Below are 21,755 nucleotides of genomic sequence, written 5' to 3' on the forward strand. Positions count from 1 at the left end.
GTCTTACCCATTTTCCCAAGCCAATGAAAAAATGACTGCCTAAGCAATCATTCATTCTTTTGATAAACAGTAAAATAGTCGGTAGTTTTGACAGACTTATACTGTAGCTCTACATTTGCTTTCACATCGTCTAAGAGCGGGATATTCTTATTAACAATGATCAAACTTGCTTCATTTTTATTGAGGTCGTAAACCAGGCTATTCTGATTGTCAGTCGTAGTCAGATAGGGCTCCGCTGTGGTAATAGTTGCGGATGACAGACGTTGGCTATCAAGATAGATGCTAGCGCTATCATCCCAAACATAAATCTTATCATCTTCATTGGTTTCTTGCCCCACATAGCTAGCAATACTTGCTCGGTCCGCTACCAAGTCCCCTTCTACAAAATAAGTATAGGCTGGTTGCGCGACTATTCCAAAAATCATCAACAGAGGCAAGAAAAACTGATGACGAAGATAGCCTCGTTCTTCAACTGCTGAATCAGCTCCCAAATGAAGAACAGTCAGTACAAAACCATAAGGCAATAGACTAAGCAGTTGACTATAATGACCATTTCGGGTTCCAATAATAAACACCAGCTGAGCTACAAAAACGAGCAGGATTAGAACCTTGATATGATTATGTAGACCTTGACCGAAGGAAGACACGGTCTGGATAAATCCCTTGAAAAAACCAGATAGCAATAAGAATCCCGCTACAAGTGCCAGTGCCATATACAGGTCTGCATACTGGAAGTCCAAGTTTAAATTGTAAAGAAAAGTTTGCTGGATAGCTGTTCCTAGAATCTGTGCTTCAAAGGCATAGTAGCCAACTAGATACAAGACCAAAAGAAGACCAAATATACTTGCCAATAATTGATAGAACCCTCGAGCCATTTGCCGTTGTTGCGTGTTAAAAACAAACAATATGAAACCAGCTAGCAACCATAATAAGAGGCTCTCTGGATAAATCAGAAAGGCCAAGGCTGCCTCAATTCCATACAGGATAAAGGCCTCATCGCCCACAGCATTTGCAAAATAGCGGACTAGGAACCAAATACCTGCCAAAACAAAGGGAAGCGCAAAGATTTCTGCATATAAGCCGCCAAATCCTAAAGAAGCAATAAAAATATAAAACCAATGACTTGAACTGGTCGCCAACCGTTCCGACTGACTAAAATAGACCATGATTTTATAGAAATAAACTCCTGCGATAAACAACGCAATCATTTGGAGAAAACCAAATACAATAAATCCTCCATCAATATGACCTAACCAGGCTAGTAAGTAATATAAAACGCCGTTTGTTGCGAAGAAATCTCCGTAGGGATTCTGACCAGCCATCATAGCCATTCCGGCATACAAATTTTGTGTCTGTACATTTGTAGCCAAAAAAGTTAGAAAGGGATTGGCAATACTGACGGCACTTAGCAATACACTCCAAATAAGCGCTGGCCAAATCTTCGTTTTGGGCATCCCGGCCTTAAAATCTTCGTTTAACTGGTAACCTTGTGATTGCCTTGCTCTTCGACGGCGCCGAGGTTGATGAGATACTTCACGAGCAACTGCATCTAATTCTGTCATGTTCTCCTCCTTGAATGTACTTTTTTTATTATATCAAAAAGCACTCCCGATGTCATTTCCTATCGGGAGTTCTGGAAATTTTTGCAAACAGTTCCAACTGTCGAAAGGTATGGTGCTTGTTCTCTTGAAATTCTTTTAAAAAGGCTACTGTTTCTGCATGTGTCATACCTATTTATTCGCAAAAGTTACTTTATTTTTTAAATAGCTGACGAACCTCTGAGATAAAGTAGAGGGAGCCTGTAATAATCAAAATACCTTGCGCGCTAGATTGCCAATCTTCTATAAACTGCTGGTAGTTCGCAACATATTCTCGACCCTGACGGTTTTCCTCGGACAAGGCACCGTCATAAGCAAAGCTGGTCAAAACAAGGGAAACTTGAGGCAGCCTTTCCTCCAACAAGTCCAACATTTCTTGAAAATCCTTGCGCCGAAGGGCAGAAAAGAGAATGGTGACAGGCTCTTCTTGTTCTTGAATAAATTCAATCAAGCGTCCAATAGCAGGGACATTGTGGGCTCCGTCCAAATAGATTTTTGGCTCTTGAGCAACCAATTCCAAACGACCAGGCCAGCTGGTTTGGGCAAGGGCAGTTTTAATTAACGGAGGTAAAGTCGCTTTTTGAATACTTGCCATATAAAGCAAAAAAGTTTGCAAGGCTACGGCCGCATTTTCTTCTTGGTGAGGACCTGCCAGACCCAGAACCAATTCTGACAGGTCTCTGTCCGCATTGCTGAACTGTCCTGCTTTATATGTGAATTCCTGACCAAATTGGTAGACTGGAGCTTGTTTTTCAAGGGCAATTCGGCGACAGATGACTGTGGTTTCTGAAGAAAGTGGTCCAAGGACGACAGGCACGTTTTCCTTGATAATCCCTGCTTTCTGCTCTGCTATTTCCCCTAAAGTCGATCCTAGTAAATCTTGATGGTCCATGCCGATGGAGGTGATAAGGCTTAGGGTTGGTGCCACGACGTTGGTCGTATCCAAAAGTCCGCCGATACCCACCTCTACTAGTGCCAAATCAGGCTGTTGGTCCTTGAAATAGAGGAACATAATGAGTACCATGACCTCAAAATAGCGGAAAGGCTCATAGCGTGCGGCAACTTCCTGCTCCAAGTCGTAGACTTTCTGTAAATAGTGCTGAAAATCGTGGTCGGAGATGGGCTGACTGTCAATACAAATCCTGTCGTGCACGCTCACCATGTGGGGAGATACAAAACTACCGACACGCAAGCCATGTGCCTGAAATAGCTGGCGCATAAAGGCAATGGTCGATCCCTTGCCATTGGTTCCAGCAACATGAATGACCGGCACTGCAAACTGGGGATTTCCTAGCTGTTCTAGGGCATACTCAATCTTCTCCATCTTATAATGAAACACCTGACCTTGCTTGGTGTTTAACCAATTTTCTAACATAGCCACCTCCTACATACTGTCTAGTATAACAAAAAAGCCTAACGGATGTTGGCTTTTTATGAATATTATTCTTCAATCCATGTTCCCCAGTTACCACCAAGACGACCAAAAAATTTCAAAAAGTTAAACATATTACTAATCTCCTTTAATCTTTATGAGTTTAGTATAATACTTTTGACAGCTCTTCAACAGGACAAAAATGTCACTTTACTGATTGTCAACTTTCCAATCTTCTTCAATCTTCTGTTCTAACCCTCTATTTTCTATCAATTTTGCAAATAGAATCGCATCTAGATAATGCTTTTCAGCCTCTCCTCTATCCTTATTTACAAAAAGTGCGTATTTCCATTTCAATACACTGACAATGGGCTTTTTCTGAAAGTCTTGTGTCGACTGTATAATTTTATCTACACTGTCGAATATCTTTGGTATTGGTTCATAATACTTTTTGCCTCCCAAAATATTTACACAAGATAACAATGTGTCTCGTAAAACAAATAGATCACTCGAATTGATAATATCAATTTGTCCATGTAAGGCTTCTATAATTTTCAAAAACTGTCTAAAGATTTCTGAGTCATTACTAGATAATCTAACATATTCCAGCTGGAGTCTTATAATCAGTAAATCATTCACTTCGTACTTTTGTTTTCGAAAAATTTGTTCAAAGTAATCTTCTAATATTTCTTTTCCAAAACCAGCTGTACCTGATTCTAAGGTATCAATTCGTGATTGAATCGCATCTATCGCTATTTTCTCCTCTTCAGGCAAGTCATCATAGTAGTCATCATAGATTTCCGTCAAAATAGCATCACGTTTTTCAACTAATTCCTCATTGCCATAAGTCGGTGTACGGAGGACATCAAACTTCAGTTTGGAATATCGTTCAGGTAGAGACACATAATCTGGCATAAGCTCGTAGAGCCCCATGCCTAAGCGGGTTGCGATATATTGGATTTTTGAAAAAGTCGGCTTGGAAGTACCTGCTTCGATACGGGTTAGTTGGCGGATGGAGAGCTCCAGTTCATCGTCACAAAACTGTTCACGCGTCAGACTAGCAGTTTCTCGCAGTTGACGCACACGTTGTCCAAATTCCTTATCGTTCATAAAATACCTCCGAATATACTTTTGTTCATTGTAGCAAAAAAGCCAGAAATTGTAAACGATTTCATATTGCGATGAAAATAATTGTATACTTACATACTAATTGGTATTTGATCCCATCCAAAGATTACTAAAATTTCTTATCTTTCACCGATAACCTCAGTTTTTTCGCTTTACCTATCTAGTGTATCAAAACTCGCTATAGATGACTAATTGAATATTTCCATGACTTGTCATAGTTATTAACTATATCTACACTTCAAACTTCTCCTTAATGTCCACCAACTTCTCAATCTTCCAATTTTTCTCCACACCATCGATTTGCAGGTTGATACTATGAATTCCTGCGTTGACAGCTGTCTCCACATCGAGCAGACGGTCACCGATATAGTAGGTATTTTCCTTGTCCAGTCCGTATTTTTCGATGAGAAATAGCAGAGCTTCCGGACTTGGTTTGCGGGCAAAACCAGAATCGCTGGTCAAGATTTCTGTGAAATGGTGAGCAATGCCCAACTCCTCCAAAACCTGAAAAGCATTGTCACTCTTGTGGGTATAAACGAAGTTTTGAATTCCTTTCTCTGCTGTCCAGTCCAGAATTTCACGCGCACCAGCCATCAGGGGAATCTGCGTATTCTTCTCCTTCAATGAAGTCGCGCGTACGCGATTGAGTTCATCGCTATCCAGACCGTGCTTAGCCCCATCACGCACCAGCAAATCCTTGACAGAATAACGAAGAATAAAATTTCTTACTTCCTCACGGTCAAAAGGAAGGTCATATTGTTCATAAGTTTCCTGAATTCCAGCCAAAATTGCTTCATAGGAATCCAAAAGGGTTCCATCCAAATCCCAAATAAATGTCGGTGTCATCTTATCTCCATTCATATGCTTGATAGGGCTTGTCCAATTGGTAACCCAATTTTTCAGCCAGTTTCAAGGAAGTCAGAGTATGGGCATCCCAGCTAGGATAGAGATTACGGTCTAAACAAGCTAAGATTAACTGAGCAGCACAAGCTCTAGCCAAACCCAAACCCAAACCTCGATAGTCTTCCCTAGTATCCACTTCTATCTCAATCCCACCTGAATAACTGGCATAGGATGAGGCACCTGACACCACCTGTTCCTTATGCAAGATGACATAGCCTAGACCCAAGTCTAAAAACTGCTCCACATCAGCATAATTGCCCACCAAATCGCGTGACCATTCTTCTACCAGACAGGCATCATACAGATTACGGTCAATTACTTTCAGGTCAAACTCTCCAGGTAGGGCATCAATCAGTTTCTGCAAATGCCCAAGGTCAAAACTAGTATCTTTTTTCGTAGCATAACGGGTAAAGGACCGGATTCTGTCTCCGTAAGTCTCTTCTATCAAGTCTGACCAGGATTGGTTTTGAGGTACTAAAATAATATCCTTTCCCTCACACATTTTTAGCAAGTCCACATTTGGTTTTCCGGCCAAAAAACCAAAGAAGCTCTGCCGTCCATAGAGAGCTAAGGCTGACTGGGGCGACTGGCTGTCATCAACATGAATCTGTCCCATTCTGCCTTCTAAACAGGTCCAAATAATTGCCTCAGGCCAATCTCCAAATAAACTAGCTACTCGTCTCATCTGCTCTGCCATTATTTTTCCGTATAGGGATAACCCAAGTGCTCGTAGGCCTTGGCTGTCGCAACCCGCCCCGTCCGTGTCCGCATGAGAAAGCCCTGCTGAATCAGGTATGGCTCATACATATCCTCCACCGTTTCACGCTCCTCGGCGATATTGACCGACAGGGTGTTGAGGCCGACGGGACCGCCGCCGTACATTTCAATCATGGTACGGAGAATCTTCTGGTCCACGTAGTCCAGACCTTCACGGTCAACATCCAGCATGGTCAGAGCCTTGTCCGTAATGATATCGTCAATCAGGCCGTCGCCCATAATCTGGGCAAAATCCCGCACCCGTTTGAGCAGGCGGTTGGCGATACGAGGAGTCCCACGCGAACGACGAGCCAGCTCGATAGCTGCTTCATGGGTAATCTCCATGTCAAAGATGTCCGCTGTCCGCTCGACAATCTCGGTCAAATCAGCCAGCTCGTAGTACTCCATGTGTCCAGTGATACCAAAACGGGCTCGCAGAGGATTGGACAGCATCCCCGCACGAGTGGTTGCTCCAATCAGGGTAAAAGGAGGCAACTCCAGATGCACGGAGCGACTGGCCTCCCCAGCCCCAATCATGATGTCAATGTAAAAATCTTCCATGGCAGAGTAGAGAATCTCCTCAACCGCCATGGGCATACGGTGGATTTCATCGATAAAGAGGACATCACCAGGTTCCAAATCATTGAGAAGGGCCACCAAATCGCCTGCCTTTTCAATGACGGGACCACTGGTCTGCTTGATATTGACGCCTAGTTCGTTTGCAATGACAAAAGCCATGGTGGTCTTACCTAGACCCGGAGGACCAAAAAGAAGAGTATGGTCCAAGGCTTCATCACGGAGTTTGGCTGCCTCGATAAAGATTTTCAGCTGGTCCTTGACCTTGTCCTGACCGATGTATTCATTTAATTTCTGCGGACGCAGGGTACGCTCAACGTATTCCTCGTCCTGCATTTGTTCCATATCTAATATTCTAGTCATGGGACTATTATAGCATAAAATGAAAATACCAGACTCAGTGAGTCCAGTATTTCCAGGAGATTATATGATACCTAGCTCTTGTCGCTTGCGACTTAGAGCTAGGGATACCTTTAGGTGAAAAGATATGCCAGCCGTTTGAGCTTTAGCTCTTACGGATGACGATACTGAAAATCATTCAGTAAAAGTTTTGCTATTTCTAGCTTAAATAGAGTATAACTCTCAAAACTTAAGGGAAACTAAAAAATTCTCTGGAAAATCCAAAGAATTTTGATTTTTTTATAATCCAAGTCGTTCAAAGATGTCATCTACCCGTTTGGCATAGTAGTCTGGGTTGAAGAGTTCATCGATTTCTTCCTGACTAAGTTTGGCTGTCACACGCTCATCCGCTTCGAGAAGGGGCTTGAAGTCCACTTGATTATCCCATGACTGTGCGGTTTTTGGTTGCACCAAATCATAGGCTTCCTCACGGGTCATGCCTTTCTCAATCAAGCTAAGCATCACACGCTGGCTGTAAATCAAGCCAAAAGTCGACTCCATATTGCGTTTCATATTTTCAGGGAAAACCGTCAAGTTCTTGACGATATTACCAAAACGGTTGAGCATGTAGTTGATGAGGATAGTCGTATCCGGCGTGATAATCCGCTCCGCTGACGAGTGGGAAATATCGCGTTCGTGCCAGAGAGCCACATTTTCAAAAGCCGTCACCAAGTGACCACGCACCACACGAGCCAGACCGGTCATGTTTTCAGATCCGATAGGGTTGCGTTTATGGGGCATAGCAGAGCTGCCCTTTTGGCCTTTGGCGAAATACTCTTCTACTTCGCGTTGCTCAGATTTTTGTAGTCCACGGATTTCTGTCGCCATACGCTCGATAGACGTTGCGATCAAGGCTAGGGCTGAGAAATATTCTGCGTGGAGGTCACGAGGAAGGACCTGAGTTGAAATTTCCTGCGGACGAATACCCAATTTGCCACAAACATACTCTTCCACAAATGGAGGAATGTTGGCAAAGTTACCAACCGCACCTGAAATTTTACCAGCCTCAACGCCCTTGGCTGCTACATCAAAACGCTCCATATTGCGTTTCATTTCGCTATACCAAGTCGCCAACTTAAGACCGAAGGTCGTTGGCTCCGCATGGACACCGTGGGTCCGGCCCATCATAATGGTGTACTTGTGCTCACGAGCCTTATCGGCGATGATAGTGGTAAAGTTTTCAAGGTCACGACGGATGATGTCGTTAGCCTGCTTGTAGAGGTAACCGTAAGCCGTATCCACCACATCGGTCGATGTCAAACCGTAGTGAACCCACTTGCGTTCCTCACCAAGACTTTCCGAAACCGCACGCGTGAAAGCCACCACATCGTGACGGGTCTCCTCTTCAATCTCTAAAATGCGGTCGATGTCAAAAGTCGCCTTCTCACGAATCAAGGCCACATCTTCTTTGGGAATCTCACCCAACTCAGCCCAAGCCTCATCTGCGAGGATCTCCACCTCCAACCAAGCTTTGTACTTGTTCTCTTCACTCCAAATAGCCGCCATCTCTGGGCGGGAATAACGATTGATCATTGTTTTTCCTTTACCTACATTTGAAATTTACTAACTAATCAAGTCTTACAGATGGAAGCCATTTATTCAACTCTTCAACTAATTTATAAACATATGTTACTGGTAATTGCTTTGCAGGAGAGGGAGTTGATTCATCTGTATACCTACTTGCTAAAGTTTTAGCGTTTCTAATAGCATTAGCTTGAAATGGTTTTAACAAATCGTACATATTTTGAAGATTTTTTTGATATTCTTCTGGAAAATCAGAATTCTTTTTAAAAATATTGTTCAAAATATTAATATATTGCGTTCTGCTAATTCCTGAATCTAGGTATTGAAAATGCAAAACATACCACAATTCAAAAGACTCATTACTATAGGCTATTCCAAAATTATGGTGTTGCGCTAATTGTACAGCATCATTAACATCTTTTGCAGGAAAACTATCTCTATCAAAAACTACCCAAACTTGATCATACTTCCCTTTTTCAGTAACAGCATATTCTACAAGTCTTAACGTATTATCGCCAAGTCCTTTTATCTCTACTGTTGCATTTAGCACTTTGAATCCTTGGAAATAATTTGGTTCAGTACGAGCGCCTTCGCACACAATCAGAATTGAAGGTAATTGTTCCTTAGTTCCTGTCTTTTTATCCCTTGAAAACCGACTTTTCACCATATTTTGTCAATCCTCCATCTTACTTCCCTTAAACAAGGTATGAACTACATCGTTCTTAATAAAAGGAATTGCACCATATTTTCCTTTTAAATAATTTTTAGCATACCTCTCGTCACTACGCACAACAGCACCATTGAATCTGTATTCTGAAAGAGATGTCAAGTGACTCACTTCAAATTCATCTTTTTCTACAAACCAAATCTGATCTCTTCTCAATAATTCTTGATCTAGTATGTTTGAATTGTGACTCGTGATAATAAGTTGAGAATTTTTATTTTCTGAATTGTTAAACAATCTCATCAAATACTTAGTAACTAAAGGATGCAGCAATGCATCTGCTTCATCAATAATTAATACACCACCATTTTCCAATACACTGACAATGGGGCCAACCATACTTAAAAATACTTTTGTACCAGTAGACTCAAATAGGTCTGCATCAAATAGTTTACTATCTATTATTTTTCCTTCTGAATCGTATATATTATGTTTTGATAAAAGACGATTTGCATTCTCTTTTGCCTCCTCTAAGATTTCTTCCGGTATCTCCTCTTCAGCTTCTCCTACTAATTTTACTTCATATTTGTGCTGTCTAACTTCTAAATCTGTAATATTAAAATCTGCAATTTTTAATAAATCAATTATTTTAGACTTGTAACTATTATTATCTCTTATCAGACTCTTTGTAAACCTAGCATTATGTCCGTAACCATATAAAAAATTAATATTTTGAGTAAAATATTCCATAATACTTTCAGCTAATTCCGTGTTAGTCACAGAAAGAACTGTCAAAAATAATGAATACGAATTTGTCAAACTAAATTTTAAATCTAACTCTTCTTTCTTTTTGAAAACCTCAATAGAATACGACTCTATACCATTTATTCCCCTTTCGAATACCAACTGGTCATCTACAAATAATTTTTCAGATTTAACCTCTCCCTTCTCAAGGGAAAAGCCATAGGTCACAATTTGATTTTTCATAATAAATGAAATTTCAAATTCAGTAGGAGCATCTTTACTCACCGTATCTAATGAGAATGTTAGATTATTGAATTTTCTTTTTCCTTCTTTCGAGTCTTGCATAGAGTTTTTTATAAAAGCAAACATAAACATCAAAGCTTGTAATAAGTTACTCTTACCACTCGCATTCGCTCCAAATATACTAGCTATTTTTAACAAATGTAAATTTTCTTCGATTTCAATTCTATTATCCAGATGTTCTGTCAATTTTTCTGAAGATACCATACTAAATGTCACTTCATTTTTGAACGAAGTAAAATTTTTAACTTTAAATTCTATTAACATATTATATACCTCCCGAGATTTTTTCTCGCCTCTTCATTATAACACAAATTATACAGTCTTAGTAAGATTTTGGCAACTTCTTTTGACACTTCCCAGCATTCTCTATATCATTAATTCGTAAATTATTTTCTACACTAACGATAACCAATTACATGATATATATTTGAAAATTTAAGGGACACAGGCAGTCCCATATACATACTTAAAACTCTCTCATCTCAACACCCTCTCCCAACACTGTCACGTGTCCCATTTTGCGATTGTGCTTTGCTTCTAGTTTACCATAAAAGTGGGGATGGGCGGTAGGGTTTTCTTGAAGAAAGGTTTGGACTGCTTCCATGTCTTGTCCGAGGACGTTGATCATAACAGCTGGAGAGAGAAGGCGGATAGGAGGCAGAGGCTCCCCTAGAATGCCTTTGATATGGGTATCAAACTGTGAAAAATCACAGGCTTCAATAGAATAGTGCCCTGAATTGTGTGGTCGAGGGGCAATTTCATTGACCAGGATGTCCTGACCTGCCACAAACATTTCAATACAAAGGGTGCCTGCTAAATAGAGCTTGTCGGCGATTTGCAGGGCCATGGTTTTGGCTTTTTCAGCTAGTTCATCTGAAATACGGGCAGGCACAATGGTCTTGTAAAGAATATTATGGCGGTGGATATTTTCCTGCACAGGAAAGACGGTGTAGTCGGAGCCGTTGCCGGACACAAGGACGGAGATTTCCAAGTCAAAATTCACAAACTCTTCCAATACACACTCGGCAGAGTTGGCTAGCTGACTAGCCTCTACCAAGTCCGCCGCTTCTCGAATGACTTTCTGACCATGTCCATCATAACCCCCAGTAGCTGTCTTTAAGACATAGTTTTTGCTGAGGTCCAGACCTTCTAAATCCAGGCTAGATGTAACAACTTTGTAGGGGGCGACTTGCACGCCAGCTTTTTTTGCAAAAAAATCCTTCTCAAAAATGCGGTTCTGGGAAATGCGAAGGAGGTCTGTCCCCTGAGGGAGCTGACCGTCCTTGATGACCGCGTCCAGTCCATCGGCATCGACATTTTCAAACTCGTAGGTCAGGATATGGCACCGCTCCGCCAGCTGTTTGAGGGCCGCCACATCGTGATAGGGAGCGACGATGACCTCGCTGACCTTGGAGGCTGGGCAATCCGCCGCGGGATCCAGCGTGATCACCTTATGCCCCATGTAAATGGCGGAAATAGCCATCATCTGACCCAGCTGACCGCCGCCGATAATTCCGATTGTTTTAGATGAGGTCATCTGTCATCGCCTCCGCAATTTTTTCCTGTTCCTTGGCAAAGTCTACCAGCTGAGCTGCAATGGTTTGGTCTTCAATGGAGAGAATTCGAAGAGCTGTCAGAGCTGCATTGGTCGCACCTGCTTCACCAATCGCCATAGTCGCAACAGGCACACCGCCCGGCATCTGCACGATAGAGTAGAGCGAATCCACACCGCTGAGGGCACGAGATTGGATGGGAACACCGATAACAGGCAGGGTTGTTTTAGCTGCTACCATACCAGGCAAATGAGCCGCACCACCTGCTCCTGCGATAATAACCTTAATGCCACAGCCACGAGCTTCTTCGGCGTGACGGAACATGAGGTCTGGGGTGCGGTGAGCAGAGACCACTTTCTTTTCATAGGCTACGCCAAATTTGTCCAGCACATCTGCTGTTTTTTTCATGGTTTTCCAGTCAGAACTAGACCCCATGATGATGGAAATTGGAATATTCATGCTTATACTTCCTTTTCTTTATCCCTTATTTCACGGCCTTACTTCCAATATCTGTCCGATAAAAGAGGCCTGTCGTGTCTTGTTTCTTCAACTCCGAGTAAATTTTTTCTTGGGCTTCTTGAACGGTGTCTGCTGTGGTGACTAACATATAAACTCGACCGCCGTTAGAGAGCAGTGCTCTGCTATTTTCCGCAAAACGAGCCCCAGCATAGTAGGTCGTGATGTCGCCCTCGGTCTTTGCTGGCAACTCTACGCCTTTTTCGTAGTCCAGTGGGTAGCCGTTTGAAGCCACGACTACGCCTAGCGTTACGCCACTATCCAGCCAGGTCAACTCAGTAGGACGTTTGTGGAGGATGTCGTCGATGTTCTGAGCAAAGTCAGAGGTCAGACGAGGCAGGATAATCTGGGTTTCTGGGTCGCCAAAACGGGCGTTGAACTCAATGACCTTGGGACCTTGGTCGGTCAGAATCAAGCCAGCATAGAGCACACCCAGATAAGACCGCCCCTCCGCTATCATGCCCTCCAGAATAGGCTTGACAATAGTGTCAACCGCTGTATCCACCACGCTTTGAGGCAGGTGGGGAACAGGAGCATAAGCCCCCATGCCACCTGTATTTGGACCCCGGTCACCGTCATAAGCACGCTTGTGGTCCTGGGCTGTCGGCAGAATGTAGAACTGGTCGCCGTTGACCAGGGCAAAGAGGGAAAACTCCTCGCCCACCAAGAACTCCTCGATGACCACGCGGGCACCCGAGTCGCCGAACTTGTTGTCCAAGAGCATCTCCCGTGCCGCATCGACCGCCTGCTCGACGGTTTCCGCCACGACCACACCCTTGCCCAGTGCCAAGCCGTCCGCCTTGACCACGATCGGTGCCCCCTGCTCTTCGATGTAGGCTTTGGCTTCTTCGAAGTTGGAAAATGTGCCAAAGGCTGCTGTTGGAATGCCGTATTTGACCATGATTTGTTTGGCAAAGTCTTTTGACCACTCCAGCTCCGCGGCTAGACGACTCGGGCCAAAAGCTTTTAGCCCAGCCTGTTCAAAATCATCAACGATACCTGCTGCCAGAGCATCGTCTGGACCAACAAAAGTCCAAGCAATATCATTTTTCTTTGCAAAGTTGATTAATGCAGAATGTTCGGAAATTCCGATATTGACCAACTCAATACCGTCCAAGGTCATTCCGTCATTCCCAGGAGCAACAAAGACCTGCTCTACCTGCTCAGACTCTAACAATTTCTTCGCAATCGCATGTTCACGACCACCAGACCCAACAACCAAAAGTTTCATTTTTTCACACCTCAAAAACGGATTTTCTATAAACAGTATAGCAAAAACAGACGGATTTCGATAGGAAAAGCAGAGGAATGTTCGGGAATGGAAAAAGCTCACACGAGGTGAGCCGCAAAATCCTCAATGTCTAAAATGTCTGACTCCTGTAAAGACCATGGTCAATCCGTACTTGTTGGCCATGTCAATGGAGTCTTGGTCACGAACAGAACCACCTGGCTGGATGATGGCCTTAATACCTGCTGCAGCAATCTCTTCCACGTTATCAGCAAATGGGAAGAAGGCGTCCGACGCCAAAACGGCTCCCTCCAAACGATCTTTGGCTTGCTCAATAGCGATACGGACGGACGCCACACGGTTGGTTTGCCCCGGTCCCACGCCCAAGGTCATCTTGTCATTGGTGATGATGATACCGTTGGACTTGACATACTTGGAGGACTTCCAAGCGAATTCCATAGCCGCCCACTCTTGCTCGGACGGTTGACGCTCGGTCACCACCTGCCAGTCCGCTGGGCTTTCCACCACCACGTCCTGATCCTGCACCAAGAGCCCGCCGACAACACCTGTGACCTCTTTTTCCACTTCGCTCGCATCCTGTGCGTCAAAGGCCAACTCCAAAATCCGAAGATTTTTCTTTTTATTGGTCAAAATAGCTAGCGCTTCTGCCGAGTAGCTCGGTGCGATGATGATTTCTAAGAAAATCGGGTGCATCTTTTCAGCCGTCGCAGCATCTACTTCCCTGTTCAGCACGACGATGCCTCCGAAAATCGATACTCGGTCAGCTTCATAAGCGTAATCCCAAGCCTGTTCAATGCTTTCTGCCTGCCCGATACCACAAGGGTTCATGTGTTTGAGAGCAACAACGGTTGGACGGTCCTTGAAATCACGGATAATCCGAATGGCCGCATCCGCATCACGAATGTTATTGAAGGATAGTTCCTTCCCGTTTAACTGCTTAGCAGATGCAATGGAATATGCAGTCGGAAGTGCGTTTTGGTAGAAATCCGCATTTTGCTGGGGATTTTCTCCATAACGCATAGGCTGATTGAGGTCATAAGTAAGGGTGAGTTTTTCAGGCTTATCTTCACCTACTTGCTTGGTGAAGTAGTCTGCAATCAGGGCATCGTAGGCTGCGGTATGACGGAAGACCTTGGCAGCCAATCGCTGACGTGTTGCATAGCTTGTTTCCCCCTGCTCTGCAATTTCCCCTAAAACCGTCGGATAATCTGTCGGATCCACAACAACTGTCACGCTGGCGTGATTCTTGGCTGCCGAACGAAGCATAGAGGGACCACCGATGTCAATATTCTCCACCGCCAAATCATAGGTCACATCTGGACGTAAAATAGTCTCTTTGAAGGGATAAAGGTTAACCACTACCAAGTCAATCAAGCCGATTTCATGGTCGCTGGCTGCTTGTAGGTGGCTGTCCAAATCCCGACGTGCTAACAAACCACCGTGTATTTTCGGATGAAGAGTCTTGACACGACCGTCCATCATCTCAGGAAAACCAGTCACATCGTCAATGGCAATGGTAGTTACACCAGCCTGATCCAAGGCAACCTTGGTACCACCGGTCGAGATAATTTCCCAACCAAACTTGGTCAATTCTTGGGCAAACTCCACAATGCCCGCCTTGTCTGATACGCTAATTAACGCACGTTTTGTCATGATTTCTCCTTATTTTCTCACTGCCCCCAACTCCTCCAAGACTGCTGGATAGAGTTGGTATTCCGCTTCATGTATTCTGGCTTCGAAGCTTTCTAAGCTATCATTAGCTAGTCTAGGCACACGGACTTGTTTGATAATTTGTCCTGTGTCAACGCCGCTATCAACCCAGTGGACTGTTACGCCACTTTCAGATACGCCTGCCTGCCAGGCATCTTCAATCCCGTGAGCTCCTGGAAATTCTGGCAAGTAGGCGGGGTGGATATTGATGATCCGACCTTCATACTGAGCCAGCAGGGTTGGTCCCACAATCTTCATATAGCCTGCCAAGACCACCAAGTCAATCTGGTGTTGGTCTAGCAGTTGGATGATAGCTTCTTCGTAGGCCTGCTTATCTGCAAACTCTTTTAGTTCAAAAGCAAAGGTTGGTACACCTAGTTTTTCAGCCCGTTCCAAGACATAGGCACCTCTGCGGTCTGAAAACACAAAGGCTACTTCAAACTGCTCTGCGATGACTTGGAAATTGGATCCATTGCCTGATGCAAACACTGCTATTCGTTTCATTTGATGACCACACTCTTGTCTTTCTTGGCGATGATGCGACCAATGGTGTAAACTTCCTCGTCAACTAGTTGACAGACACTGTCAACCTTGTCTGGACTGACAGCCAGAACTAAACCGATACCCATGTTGAAAATTTCAAACATTTCTTCATGTTTGATCTTTCCGTATTTTTCAAGGGCCGTAAAGATTGGGAGGACTGGAATCTTGTCCTCTTCAATTTCAGCTGCTAGGTTATCAGCAAACATACGGGGAATATTTTCGATGAAACCACCACCTGTGATATGGGCAATACCGTTGACCAGCCCTGCTTTTACCAGAGGCAATACCTGCTGGACATAGATACGTGTCGGCTCTAAGAGGACATCCTTCAGAGCTCTGCCATTGAGCTCTGGCAACAGAGCGTCGCCAGAAACATCCGCAAAAACGCGTCGAACCAGGGAATAACCGTTGGAGTGGATGCCGCTGGAAGCTAGGCCAAGGAGAATGTCGCCCTCCTGGACCTTACTGCCATCGATAATCTGGGATTTCTCCGCAATGCCGACGGCAAAGCCAGCCAGGTCATAGTCATCCTCACCGTACATTCCAGGCATTTCAGCAGTCTCACCGCCAATCAGACCACAACCTGCTTGGACACAGCCTTCCGCAACACCTGCAACTACTTGCTCCAGCTTGGCTGGCTCATTTTTTCCAGTCGCAATGTAGTCAAGGAAGTAAAGCGGCTCTGCACCTGCTGCGATAATGTCGTTGACACACATAGCCACGCAATCTTGACCAATGGTGTCGTGCTTGTCGTACTGGATAGCCAGCATGAGCTTGGTGCCCACACCGTCTGTCCCAGATACCAAGACTGGCTCTTTGACATCCAGTTTGGTTAGATCAAACATCCCGCCAAAACCACCGAGGGCTCCCATAACACCCAAGCGTTCTGTCCGAGCTACGTGCTTCTTGATGCGTTCGACAACTTCATATCCCGCTTCGACGTCAACGCCCGATTGGGCGTAGGCATTTTTATTTGTCATTTTGATTCCTTTCAACAGTTTACAGGTCTGTCAAGTAACGTTGACACATCTGTCTTTACTTGACATTTTCAATGTAGAAACTCGTTTTCTCTTCTAGGCTACGGAGGTATTCTTCCTCATAGTCATAGAGAGGAGTTGGAAATTCACCGTCAAAGTAGGCCACACAGAGTCCGCCTTTTGGCGCATCGGTGTCGATACCAATGGCCTCAATCATCCCTTCAAGAGAAAGGTAGGTCAGACTGTCTGCCCCGATAATCTCACAGACTTCCTCAGCGGTATGGTTGGCTGAAATCAGCTCCCGACGGGTCTGAATATCAATGCCATAGAAACACGGGTACTTGAGTTCTGGGCTGCCGATAGCCACATGAACTTCTTTTGCCCCTGCATCACGAAGAAGCTGGACAATGCGACGGCTAGTTGTACCGCGAACAATGGAGTCGTCAATCATGACCACCCGCTTGCCTTTGACAACACTTGAAACGGCTGACAACTTCATGCGCACACCCTGCTCCCGCAATTCCTGGGTTGGTTGAATAAAGGTCCGCTGGGTATATTGGTTTTTGATTAGACCCATTTCATTTGGCAAACCAGATTCTTCTGCAAATCCCATAGCCGCAGATAGGGAGGAGTTTGGCACACCAACCACGATATCCGCTTCATGTTGAAATTCCTGGGCCAAACGACGACCCATGTTTTTTCTGGCCGTATGGACATTGACCCCGTGAATTACCGAATCTGGGCGAGCAAAATAGACATACTCCATAGAGCAAACAGCCAGTTGCGTATCTCTTGTATAGCTATCATATTGAATTCCTGAATCATCAATGACGACAATTTCACCAGGCTCCACATCTCGCACCCAGTCAGCCCCCACTACTTCAAAAGCACAAGTTTCGCTGGAAACTACCCAGGCACCATTTTTCATTTTGCCTATTGAAAGTGGACGGAAACCGTTAGGGTCCAAGGCAGCAACCAATTTGTCTTCCAACATAATCAGGTAAGCAAAGCCACCTTTAACAGTATTGAGAGCTTCCTTAATTTTTCCCATAAAGTCTGGATTGTGACTGCGGCGAATCAAGTGCATGAGAATTTCAGTGTCAGAAGAAGAAGAGAAAATAGAACCATTTTTTTCAAGTTCAGCCTTCAAACTAACCGCATTGGTCAAATTCCCATTGTGTGCCAAACCCACCTGCATATCTGCAAAATCAAAGAGGAAGGGCTGGATATTATTGATAGAAGCAGAACCAGAAGTTGCATAGCGGACATGACCAATAGCAGCCGTTCCTGTCAAGGCTTCTAAATCTGCTGGATTTTTAAAGACTTCTGCAATCAGGCCTGTTCCGCGATGGCGACGTAAATGCCCACCATCATTGGCCAAAATCCCTGCTCCTTCTTGTCCTCGGTGCTGCAAGCTATGCAGACCAAAATAGGTCACCTGAGCAGCCTGCGGATGTCCCCAAATACCGAAAACCCCGCATTCTTCATTGAGTGATTTAACTTCGTATGTCATAGTTATTTTCCTGTAAAATAGCGAACTGCTGAAACAAAGAGCCCTTGGTCTTTCTTACCTGGAATGTTTTGGAACAGACCGTCCTCGTAACGCTCCGAATGCCCCATTTTCCCGATAATCTGACCGTTTCGACTAGTGATTCCTTCAATGGCATGGCTAGAACCGTTTGGATTATATTTAGAATCCATGCTTGGCTGACCTGCAAAATCAACGTATTGGCTGAAAATCTGACCAGTATCTCGCAAGATAGCGAACTCCTCGTCCGTCACCACGAATTTCCCTTCCCCGTGAGAAACTGGAATCGCATGGATATCACCGACTTGGACACTTGCCAACCACGGAGAATTGACATTGGCAATCCGCGTTTCCACCATTTTGGCAACGTGCTGGTTGGCATCGTTGTAGAAGAGGGTCGGACTGGTTTCTCCCGCCTCCTCAAAGTTTCCATAAGGTAGCAAGCCCGATTTGACAAGGGCCTGGAAGCCATTGCAGATACCGATGATGAGGCCACCTTTTTCGATAAATTGGTCAATAGCAGAGCGGACCTTGGCATTTCGTAAGATGGTCACGATAAACTTAGCAGACCCGTCTGGCTCATCCGCAGCGGAGAATCCACCTGCAAAGAATAGAATATTAGCCTTGGCAATGTTGGCAACCATGGTGTCAACCGAGTTTTCAATACTTTCCGCATCCAAAGTCACAAATGGCACCAGATTAACCTTGGCACCAGCCTGTTCAAAAGCCTTGGCGGAGTCGTATTCTGAATTGGTACCTGGGAAGACTGGAATGTAAACAAGCGGAACATCAACTCTTTCCTTGGCTTGTATAACTGCTGAACTGGTGACTGCTGGAACATCCTGTAAGTCTGTAGCCTGTTCAAATTCTGTTGGGTAAACTTCTTCTAGTTTGCCCTCAAAGGCTGCTTGCAAGTCCTGTCCCGCAAGGTTGACACCATTGACAACCAGTGTAAAGTCTGTAGTGGTTTGACCGATTTTCACCGCATCTGGAATGTCTTCTTTCGATGTGAAGACAAAGCCACCGAGCTGGCCTGTCAAGCTGGTTTCAAGCTCCGCCAACTCGACTTCTGCACCAAACTGGTTACCAAAGGACATAAGGGCTAGACTTTCTAGAACTCCTCCATACTTAACTGCGCTAGCAGCCGTAATCTCATAAGCGCTCTGCCATTTTTCAAAAGCTTCAAAATTAGACTTGATCAAGGCAAAATCAATGTCTTCTGATAAAATCTGACCTGGTAAGTAGTAAATGTGCTCGCCAGCCGCTTTGAACTCAGGTGAGAGGACCTTGCGGCTGTCAGCCGTGGTCACGCCAAAGGCAACCAGGGTCGGCGGAACAGTCAAGTCCTCAAAGGTACCAGACATGGAATCCTTGCCACCGATAGACGGCAAGCCAAGCTGAATCTGAGCCTCGATAGATCCCAGTAGTGCTGCTACTGGCTGACCAAAACGCTCTGCCTGCTTATCCATTCGTTGGAAATACTCCTGATAGGAGAAGCGAGCCTTGGACCAGTTAGCCCCTGTTGCCACCAAGCGAGCAGTCGCTTCAATGACCGCGTAGGCTGCTCCGTGGTAAGGAGACCAGTCTGCCAGATAAGGATGATAGCCCTGAGCCATGACAGAAGCCGTCGTCGTCACACCGTGCTGGACAGGCAACTTCTGCACAGAGCTTTCTGTCGGTGTTAACTGGTGGCGACCTCCGAGTGGGTGGTTGACGGTTGAACGACCAACAGATGAGTCGAAAATCGTCTGCAAACCTTTTTGGCTAGTATGGTTGAGGTCTGACAAAAGTTCTTTCAAGTCTTCTTGTAGGCTTTCAGCAGATGTTTTACGCATTTCTGGTAAATTGACAGTGCTGTCAATCACTTTAGCATCCACCACCACGCGCACACCGTTGGTGTCAAGGAAAGAACGCTCCAAATCGACAATGGTTTGTCCATTCCAAGTCATGACTAGGTTTGGTTTTTCAGTCACTTTGGCTACGACAACCGCATGGATATTTTCCTCACGGCAGGCTGCGATGAAGGTTTCCACATCTTGAGGACGGACAACGACGCTCATCCGCTCTTGTGATTCAGAAATGGCAATTTCCGTTCCGTTCAAGCCTGCATACTTGAGTGGAACCTTATCCAAATCGATTTCAAGACCATCTGCCAGCTCACCTATGGCAACGCAGACACCGCCTGCACCGAAATCATTGGATTTTTTAATCAAGCGAGTCACGGCACCATTGCGGAACAAACGCTGAATTTTGCGTTCTTCAATAGCATTTCCTTTTTGGACTTCTGCACCAGCTGTTTCCACAGACTCGACTGTCTGTACCTTGGACGAGCCTGTTGCCCCGCCGATACCATCGCGACCTGTTTTGCCTCCTAACAAGATAACTACATCGCCTGCAACTGGTTTTTCACGGACCACATTTTCCTTTGGAGCAGCACCGACTACGGCACCCAACTCCATACGTTTTGCGACAAAGCCTGGGTGGAAATACTCACGCACATAGGTGGTCGCAAGACCAATTTGGTTTCCATAAGAAGAATAACCATGTGCCGCTGTTTTTGAAATGATTTGCTGTGGCAATTTCCCTGAGCGAGTAGCTGTCAGAGGCTGGGTAATATCGCCCGCGCCTGAAATCCGCATAGCCTGATAAACATAAGAGCGACCTGACAATGGATCACGAATAGCACCACCGATACAGGTTGCGGCACCACCAAAAGGCTCGATTTCTGTAGGGTGATTATGGGTTTCATTCTTGAACATGAGGAGCCATGGCTCTTTTACGCCGTCCACATCCACTTCGATTTCTACCGAGCAGGCATTGATTTCATCTGACACTTCCATGTCATCCAGACGGCCATTGGCCCGCTCATAGCGCCCAAAAATAGTCGCCATATCCATGAGCGTCTGTGGCTTATCTGTCCGACCTAATTCTGTCCGCATCGCCAGGTACTTGTCATAAGTCGCCTGCAATTGCTTGTGGAATTTTGAAGCTGAAAAGTCAATAGACCTAAGTTCTGTTTCAAAAGTGGTATGACGGCAGTGGTCACTCCAATAGGTGTCCAAAACCTTGAGCTCTGTTTCAGTCGGCACACGACCAATTGACTTGAAATAGTCCTGAATAAAGAGCAGGTCTTCCACTTCCATAGCCAAACCAGCCTCACGCTTGTAAGCCGTAAACTCTTCTGCCCCATAGCTTGCAAAAAAGTCCAAGGTCGGAATGACAGTATCTGACACCGAAAACTCCTGAGCCACCAAAGGAGCATCCATATCCTTGAATCGCGAATCCACAGGGTTAAGCAAATAATTCTTGATAGCAGCCAACTCTTCTTCCTGCACATCCCCGTTCAAAATATAGAGCTGACCAGTATTGACACGCACCTCCTGGCGACTGCCCAACAAGAGAAGGGCCTCTTGACTGCTTGCAGCCCGCTGGTCAAACTGACCAGGCAAAGCCTCAATAGCAAAATAAACCGCGTCTTCCAAGCCCAGTTCCGCTTCCGACAAGACCTTGTCCGTCACCTGCTCGGTAAAGATATGCTTGATAGCCTGCTCCAGCAAGTCCTCCTCAAGATTGAAAACATCGTAAACCTGCACCAGACGTACACTCGTCAAACTCTTCAGTTGCAAATTATGGGGCAACTCCTTACGAAGAGCCTCCGCCTTAATCTGAAAATCCGCCTTCTTCTCAACAAAAATTCGCTTCGCCATTTTTT

At 45.0% G+C, this 21,755-nt stretch carries 17 protein-coding genes; all 17 read right to left on the reverse strand.

Annotated elements, in window-relative coordinates:
• Positions 1 to 47: 47 nt before the first annotated feature.
• The gene (locus C1G49_RS09745; protein WP_105125519.1) at positions 48 to 1,562 is read right to left on the reverse strand and encodes a quinol oxidase; all 1,515 of its coding nucleotides are present in this window, start codon (positions 1,560 to 1,562) and stop codon (positions 48 to 50) included.
• A gap of 190 nt (positions 1,563 to 1,752) precedes the next feature.
• Positions 1,753 to 2,973 (reverse strand): bifunctional folylpolyglutamate synthase/dihydrofolate synthase, encoded by a 1,221-nt coding sequence (locus C1G49_RS09755; RefSeq protein WP_105125521.1) that lies wholly within the window; start codon positions 2,971 to 2,973, stop codon positions 1,753 to 1,755.
• Between the two features lie 207 nt (positions 2,974 to 3,180).
• A complete protein-coding gene (locus C1G49_RS09760; protein WP_105125522.1) occupies positions 3,181 to 4,080 on the reverse strand; it encodes a helix-turn-helix domain-containing protein in 900 nt (299 codons plus the stop codon).
• A 249-nt stretch (positions 4,081 to 4,329) separates the two neighbouring features.
• Positions 4,330 to 4,944, reverse strand: coding sequence for an HAD-IA family hydrolase (locus C1G49_RS09765; RefSeq protein WP_105125523.1), 615 nt, complete (start codon positions 4,942 to 4,944; stop codon positions 4,330 to 4,332).
• Position 4,945: 1 nt separating this feature from the next.
• Positions 4,946 to 5,698, reverse strand: a complete 753-nt coding sequence (locus tag C1G49_RS09770) for a GNAT family N-acetyltransferase (RefSeq protein WP_105125524.1) — start codon at positions 5,696 to 5,698, stop codon at positions 4,946 to 4,948.
• Positions 5,698 to 6,696, reverse strand: coding sequence for a Holliday junction branch migration DNA helicase RuvB (gene ruvB, locus C1G49_RS09775; protein ID WP_105125525.1), 999 nt, complete (start codon positions 6,694 to 6,696; stop codon positions 5,698 to 5,700). Before ruvB ends, C1G49_RS09770 begins: the two co-directional genes overlap by 1 nt.
• 276 nt (positions 6,697 to 6,972) lie before the next feature.
• On the reverse strand, positions 6,973 to 8,265 hold the full coding sequence (gene purB, locus C1G49_RS09780) for an adenylosuccinate lyase (protein ID WP_029179961.1): 1,293 nt from the start codon (positions 8,263 to 8,265) through the stop codon (positions 6,973 to 6,975).
• Between the two features lie 34 nt (positions 8,266 to 8,299).
• Positions 8,300 to 8,923: an RloB family protein gene (locus C1G49_RS09785; RefSeq protein ID WP_105125526.1), complete on the reverse strand. Its 624-nt coding sequence runs from the start codon at positions 8,921 to 8,923 to the stop codon at positions 8,300 to 8,302.
• Between the two features lie 6 nt (positions 8,924 to 8,929).
• Positions 8,930 to 10,231 carry an AAA family ATPase gene (locus tag C1G49_RS09790; RefSeq protein ID WP_105125527.1) on the reverse strand — a complete coding sequence of 434 codons (1,302 nt, stop codon included), beginning with the start codon at positions 10,229 to 10,231 and terminating at the stop codon, positions 8,930 to 8,932.
• Positions 10,232 to 10,433: 202 nt separating this feature from the next.
• Positions 10,434 to 11,504 carry a 5-(carboxyamino)imidazole ribonucleotide synthase gene (gene purK / locus C1G49_RS09795; RefSeq protein ID WP_105125528.1) on the reverse strand — a complete coding sequence of 357 codons (1,071 nt, stop codon included), beginning with the start codon at positions 11,502 to 11,504 and terminating at the stop codon, positions 10,434 to 10,436.
• Complete coding sequence (purE, locus tag C1G49_RS09800; protein WP_105125529.1) at positions 11,491 to 11,979, reverse strand: 5-(carboxyamino)imidazole ribonucleotide mutase; 489 nt, start codon at positions 11,977 to 11,979, stop codon at positions 11,491 to 11,493. Before purE ends, purK begins: the two co-directional genes overlap by 14 nt.
• Before the next feature lie 25 nt (positions 11,980 to 12,004).
• On the reverse strand, positions 12,005 to 13,267 hold the full coding sequence (purD, locus tag C1G49_RS09805; RefSeq protein WP_105125530.1) for a phosphoribosylamine--glycine ligase: 1,263 nt from the start codon (positions 13,265 to 13,267) through the stop codon (positions 12,005 to 12,007).
• Between the two features lie 123 nt (positions 13,268 to 13,390).
• Positions 13,391 to 14,938: a bifunctional phosphoribosylaminoimidazolecarboxamide formyltransferase/IMP cyclohydrolase gene (gene purH, locus C1G49_RS09810; RefSeq protein WP_105125531.1), complete on the reverse strand. Its 1,548-nt coding sequence runs from the start codon at positions 14,936 to 14,938 to the stop codon at positions 13,391 to 13,393.
• 9 nt (positions 14,939 to 14,947) lie between these two features.
• Positions 14,948 to 15,499, reverse strand: coding sequence for a phosphoribosylglycinamide formyltransferase (gene purN, locus C1G49_RS09815; protein WP_105125532.1), 552 nt, complete (start codon positions 15,497 to 15,499; stop codon positions 14,948 to 14,950).
• Positions 15,496 to 16,518, reverse strand: a complete 1,023-nt coding sequence (purM, locus tag C1G49_RS09820; RefSeq protein WP_105125533.1) for a phosphoribosylformylglycinamidine cyclo-ligase — start codon at positions 16,516 to 16,518, stop codon at positions 15,496 to 15,498. The genes purN and purM overlap by 4 nt, the downstream gene beginning before the upstream one ends.
• A 55-nt stretch (positions 16,519 to 16,573) precedes the next feature.
• A complete protein-coding gene (gene purF, locus C1G49_RS09825) occupies positions 16,574 to 18,028 on the reverse strand; it encodes an amidophosphoribosyltransferase (protein ID WP_105125534.1) in 1,455 nt (484 codons plus the stop codon).
• Between the two features lie 2 nt (positions 18,029 to 18,030).
• Positions 18,031 to 21,750 (reverse strand): phosphoribosylformylglycinamidine synthase, encoded by a 3,720-nt coding sequence (locus C1G49_RS09830; protein WP_105125535.1) that lies wholly within the window; start codon positions 21,748 to 21,750, stop codon positions 18,031 to 18,033.
• Positions 21,751 to 21,755 lie beyond the last annotated feature (5 nt).

Source organism: Streptococcus suis, from assembly GCF_002960625.1.
Classification (GTDB): domain Bacteria; phylum Bacillota; class Bacilli; order Lactobacillales; family Streptococcaceae; genus Streptococcus; species Streptococcus suis_T.

Bases quoted from the DNA above. Each gene is read 5' to 3' on its own strand.
- C1G49_RS09745 (WP_105125519.1), bottom strand. From the start codon at position 1,562: ATGACAGAATTAGATGCAGTTGCTCGTGAAGTATCTCATCAACCTCGG.
- C1G49_RS09755 (WP_105125521.1), bottom strand. From the start codon at position 2,973: ATGTTAGAAAATTGGTTAAACACCAAGCAAGGTCAGGTGTTTCATTAT.
- C1G49_RS09760 (WP_105125522.1), bottom strand. From the start codon at position 4,080: ATGAACGATAAGGAATTTGGACAACGTGTGCGTCAACTGCGAGAAACT.
- C1G49_RS09765 (WP_105125523.1), bottom strand. From the start codon at position 4,944: ATGACACCGACATTTATTTGGGATTTGGATGGAACCCTTTTGGATTCC.
- C1G49_RS09770 (WP_105125524.1), bottom strand. From the start codon at position 5,698: ATGGCAGAGCAGATGAGACGAGTAGCTAGTTTATTTGGAGATTGGCCT.
- ruvB (WP_105125525.1), bottom strand. From the start codon at position 6,696: ATGACTAGAATATTAGATATGGAACAAATGCAGGACGAGGAATACGTT.
- purB (WP_029179961.1), bottom strand. From the start codon at position 8,265: ATGATCAATCGTTATTCCCGCCCAGAGATGGCGGCTATTTGGAGTGAA.
- C1G49_RS09785 (WP_105125526.1), bottom strand. From the start codon at position 8,923: ATGGTGAAAAGTCGGTTTTCAAGGGATAAAAAGACAGGAACTAAGGAA.
- C1G49_RS09790 (WP_105125527.1), bottom strand. From the start codon at position 10,231: ATGTTAATAGAATTTAAAGTTAAAAATTTTACTTCGTTCAAAAATGAA.
- purK (WP_105125528.1), bottom strand. From the start codon at position 11,504: ATGACCTCATCTAAAACAATCGGAATTATCGGCGGCGGTCAGCTGGGT.
- purE (WP_105125529.1), bottom strand. From the start codon at position 11,979: ATGAATATTCCAATTTCCATCATCATGGGGTCTAGTTCTGACTGGAAA.
- purD (WP_105125530.1), bottom strand. From the start codon at position 13,267: ATGAAACTTTTGGTTGTTGGGTCTGGTGGTCGTGAACATGCGATTGCG.
- purH (WP_105125531.1), bottom strand. From the start codon at position 14,938: ATGACAAAACGTGCGTTAATTAGCGTATCAGACAAGGCGGGCATTGTG.
- purN (WP_105125532.1), bottom strand. From the start codon at position 15,499: ATGAAACGAATAGCAGTGTTTGCATCAGGCAATGGATCCAATTTCCAA.
- purM (WP_105125533.1), bottom strand. From the start codon at position 16,518: ATGACAAATAAAAATGCCTACGCCCAATCGGGCGTTGACGTCGAAGCG.
- purF (WP_105125534.1), bottom strand. From the start codon at position 18,028: ATGACATACGAAGTTAAATCACTCAATGAAGAATGCGGGGTTTTCGGT.
- C1G49_RS09830 (WP_105125535.1), bottom strand. From the start codon at position 21,750: ATGGCGAAGCGAATTTTTGTTGAGAAGAAGGCGGATTTTCAGATTAAG.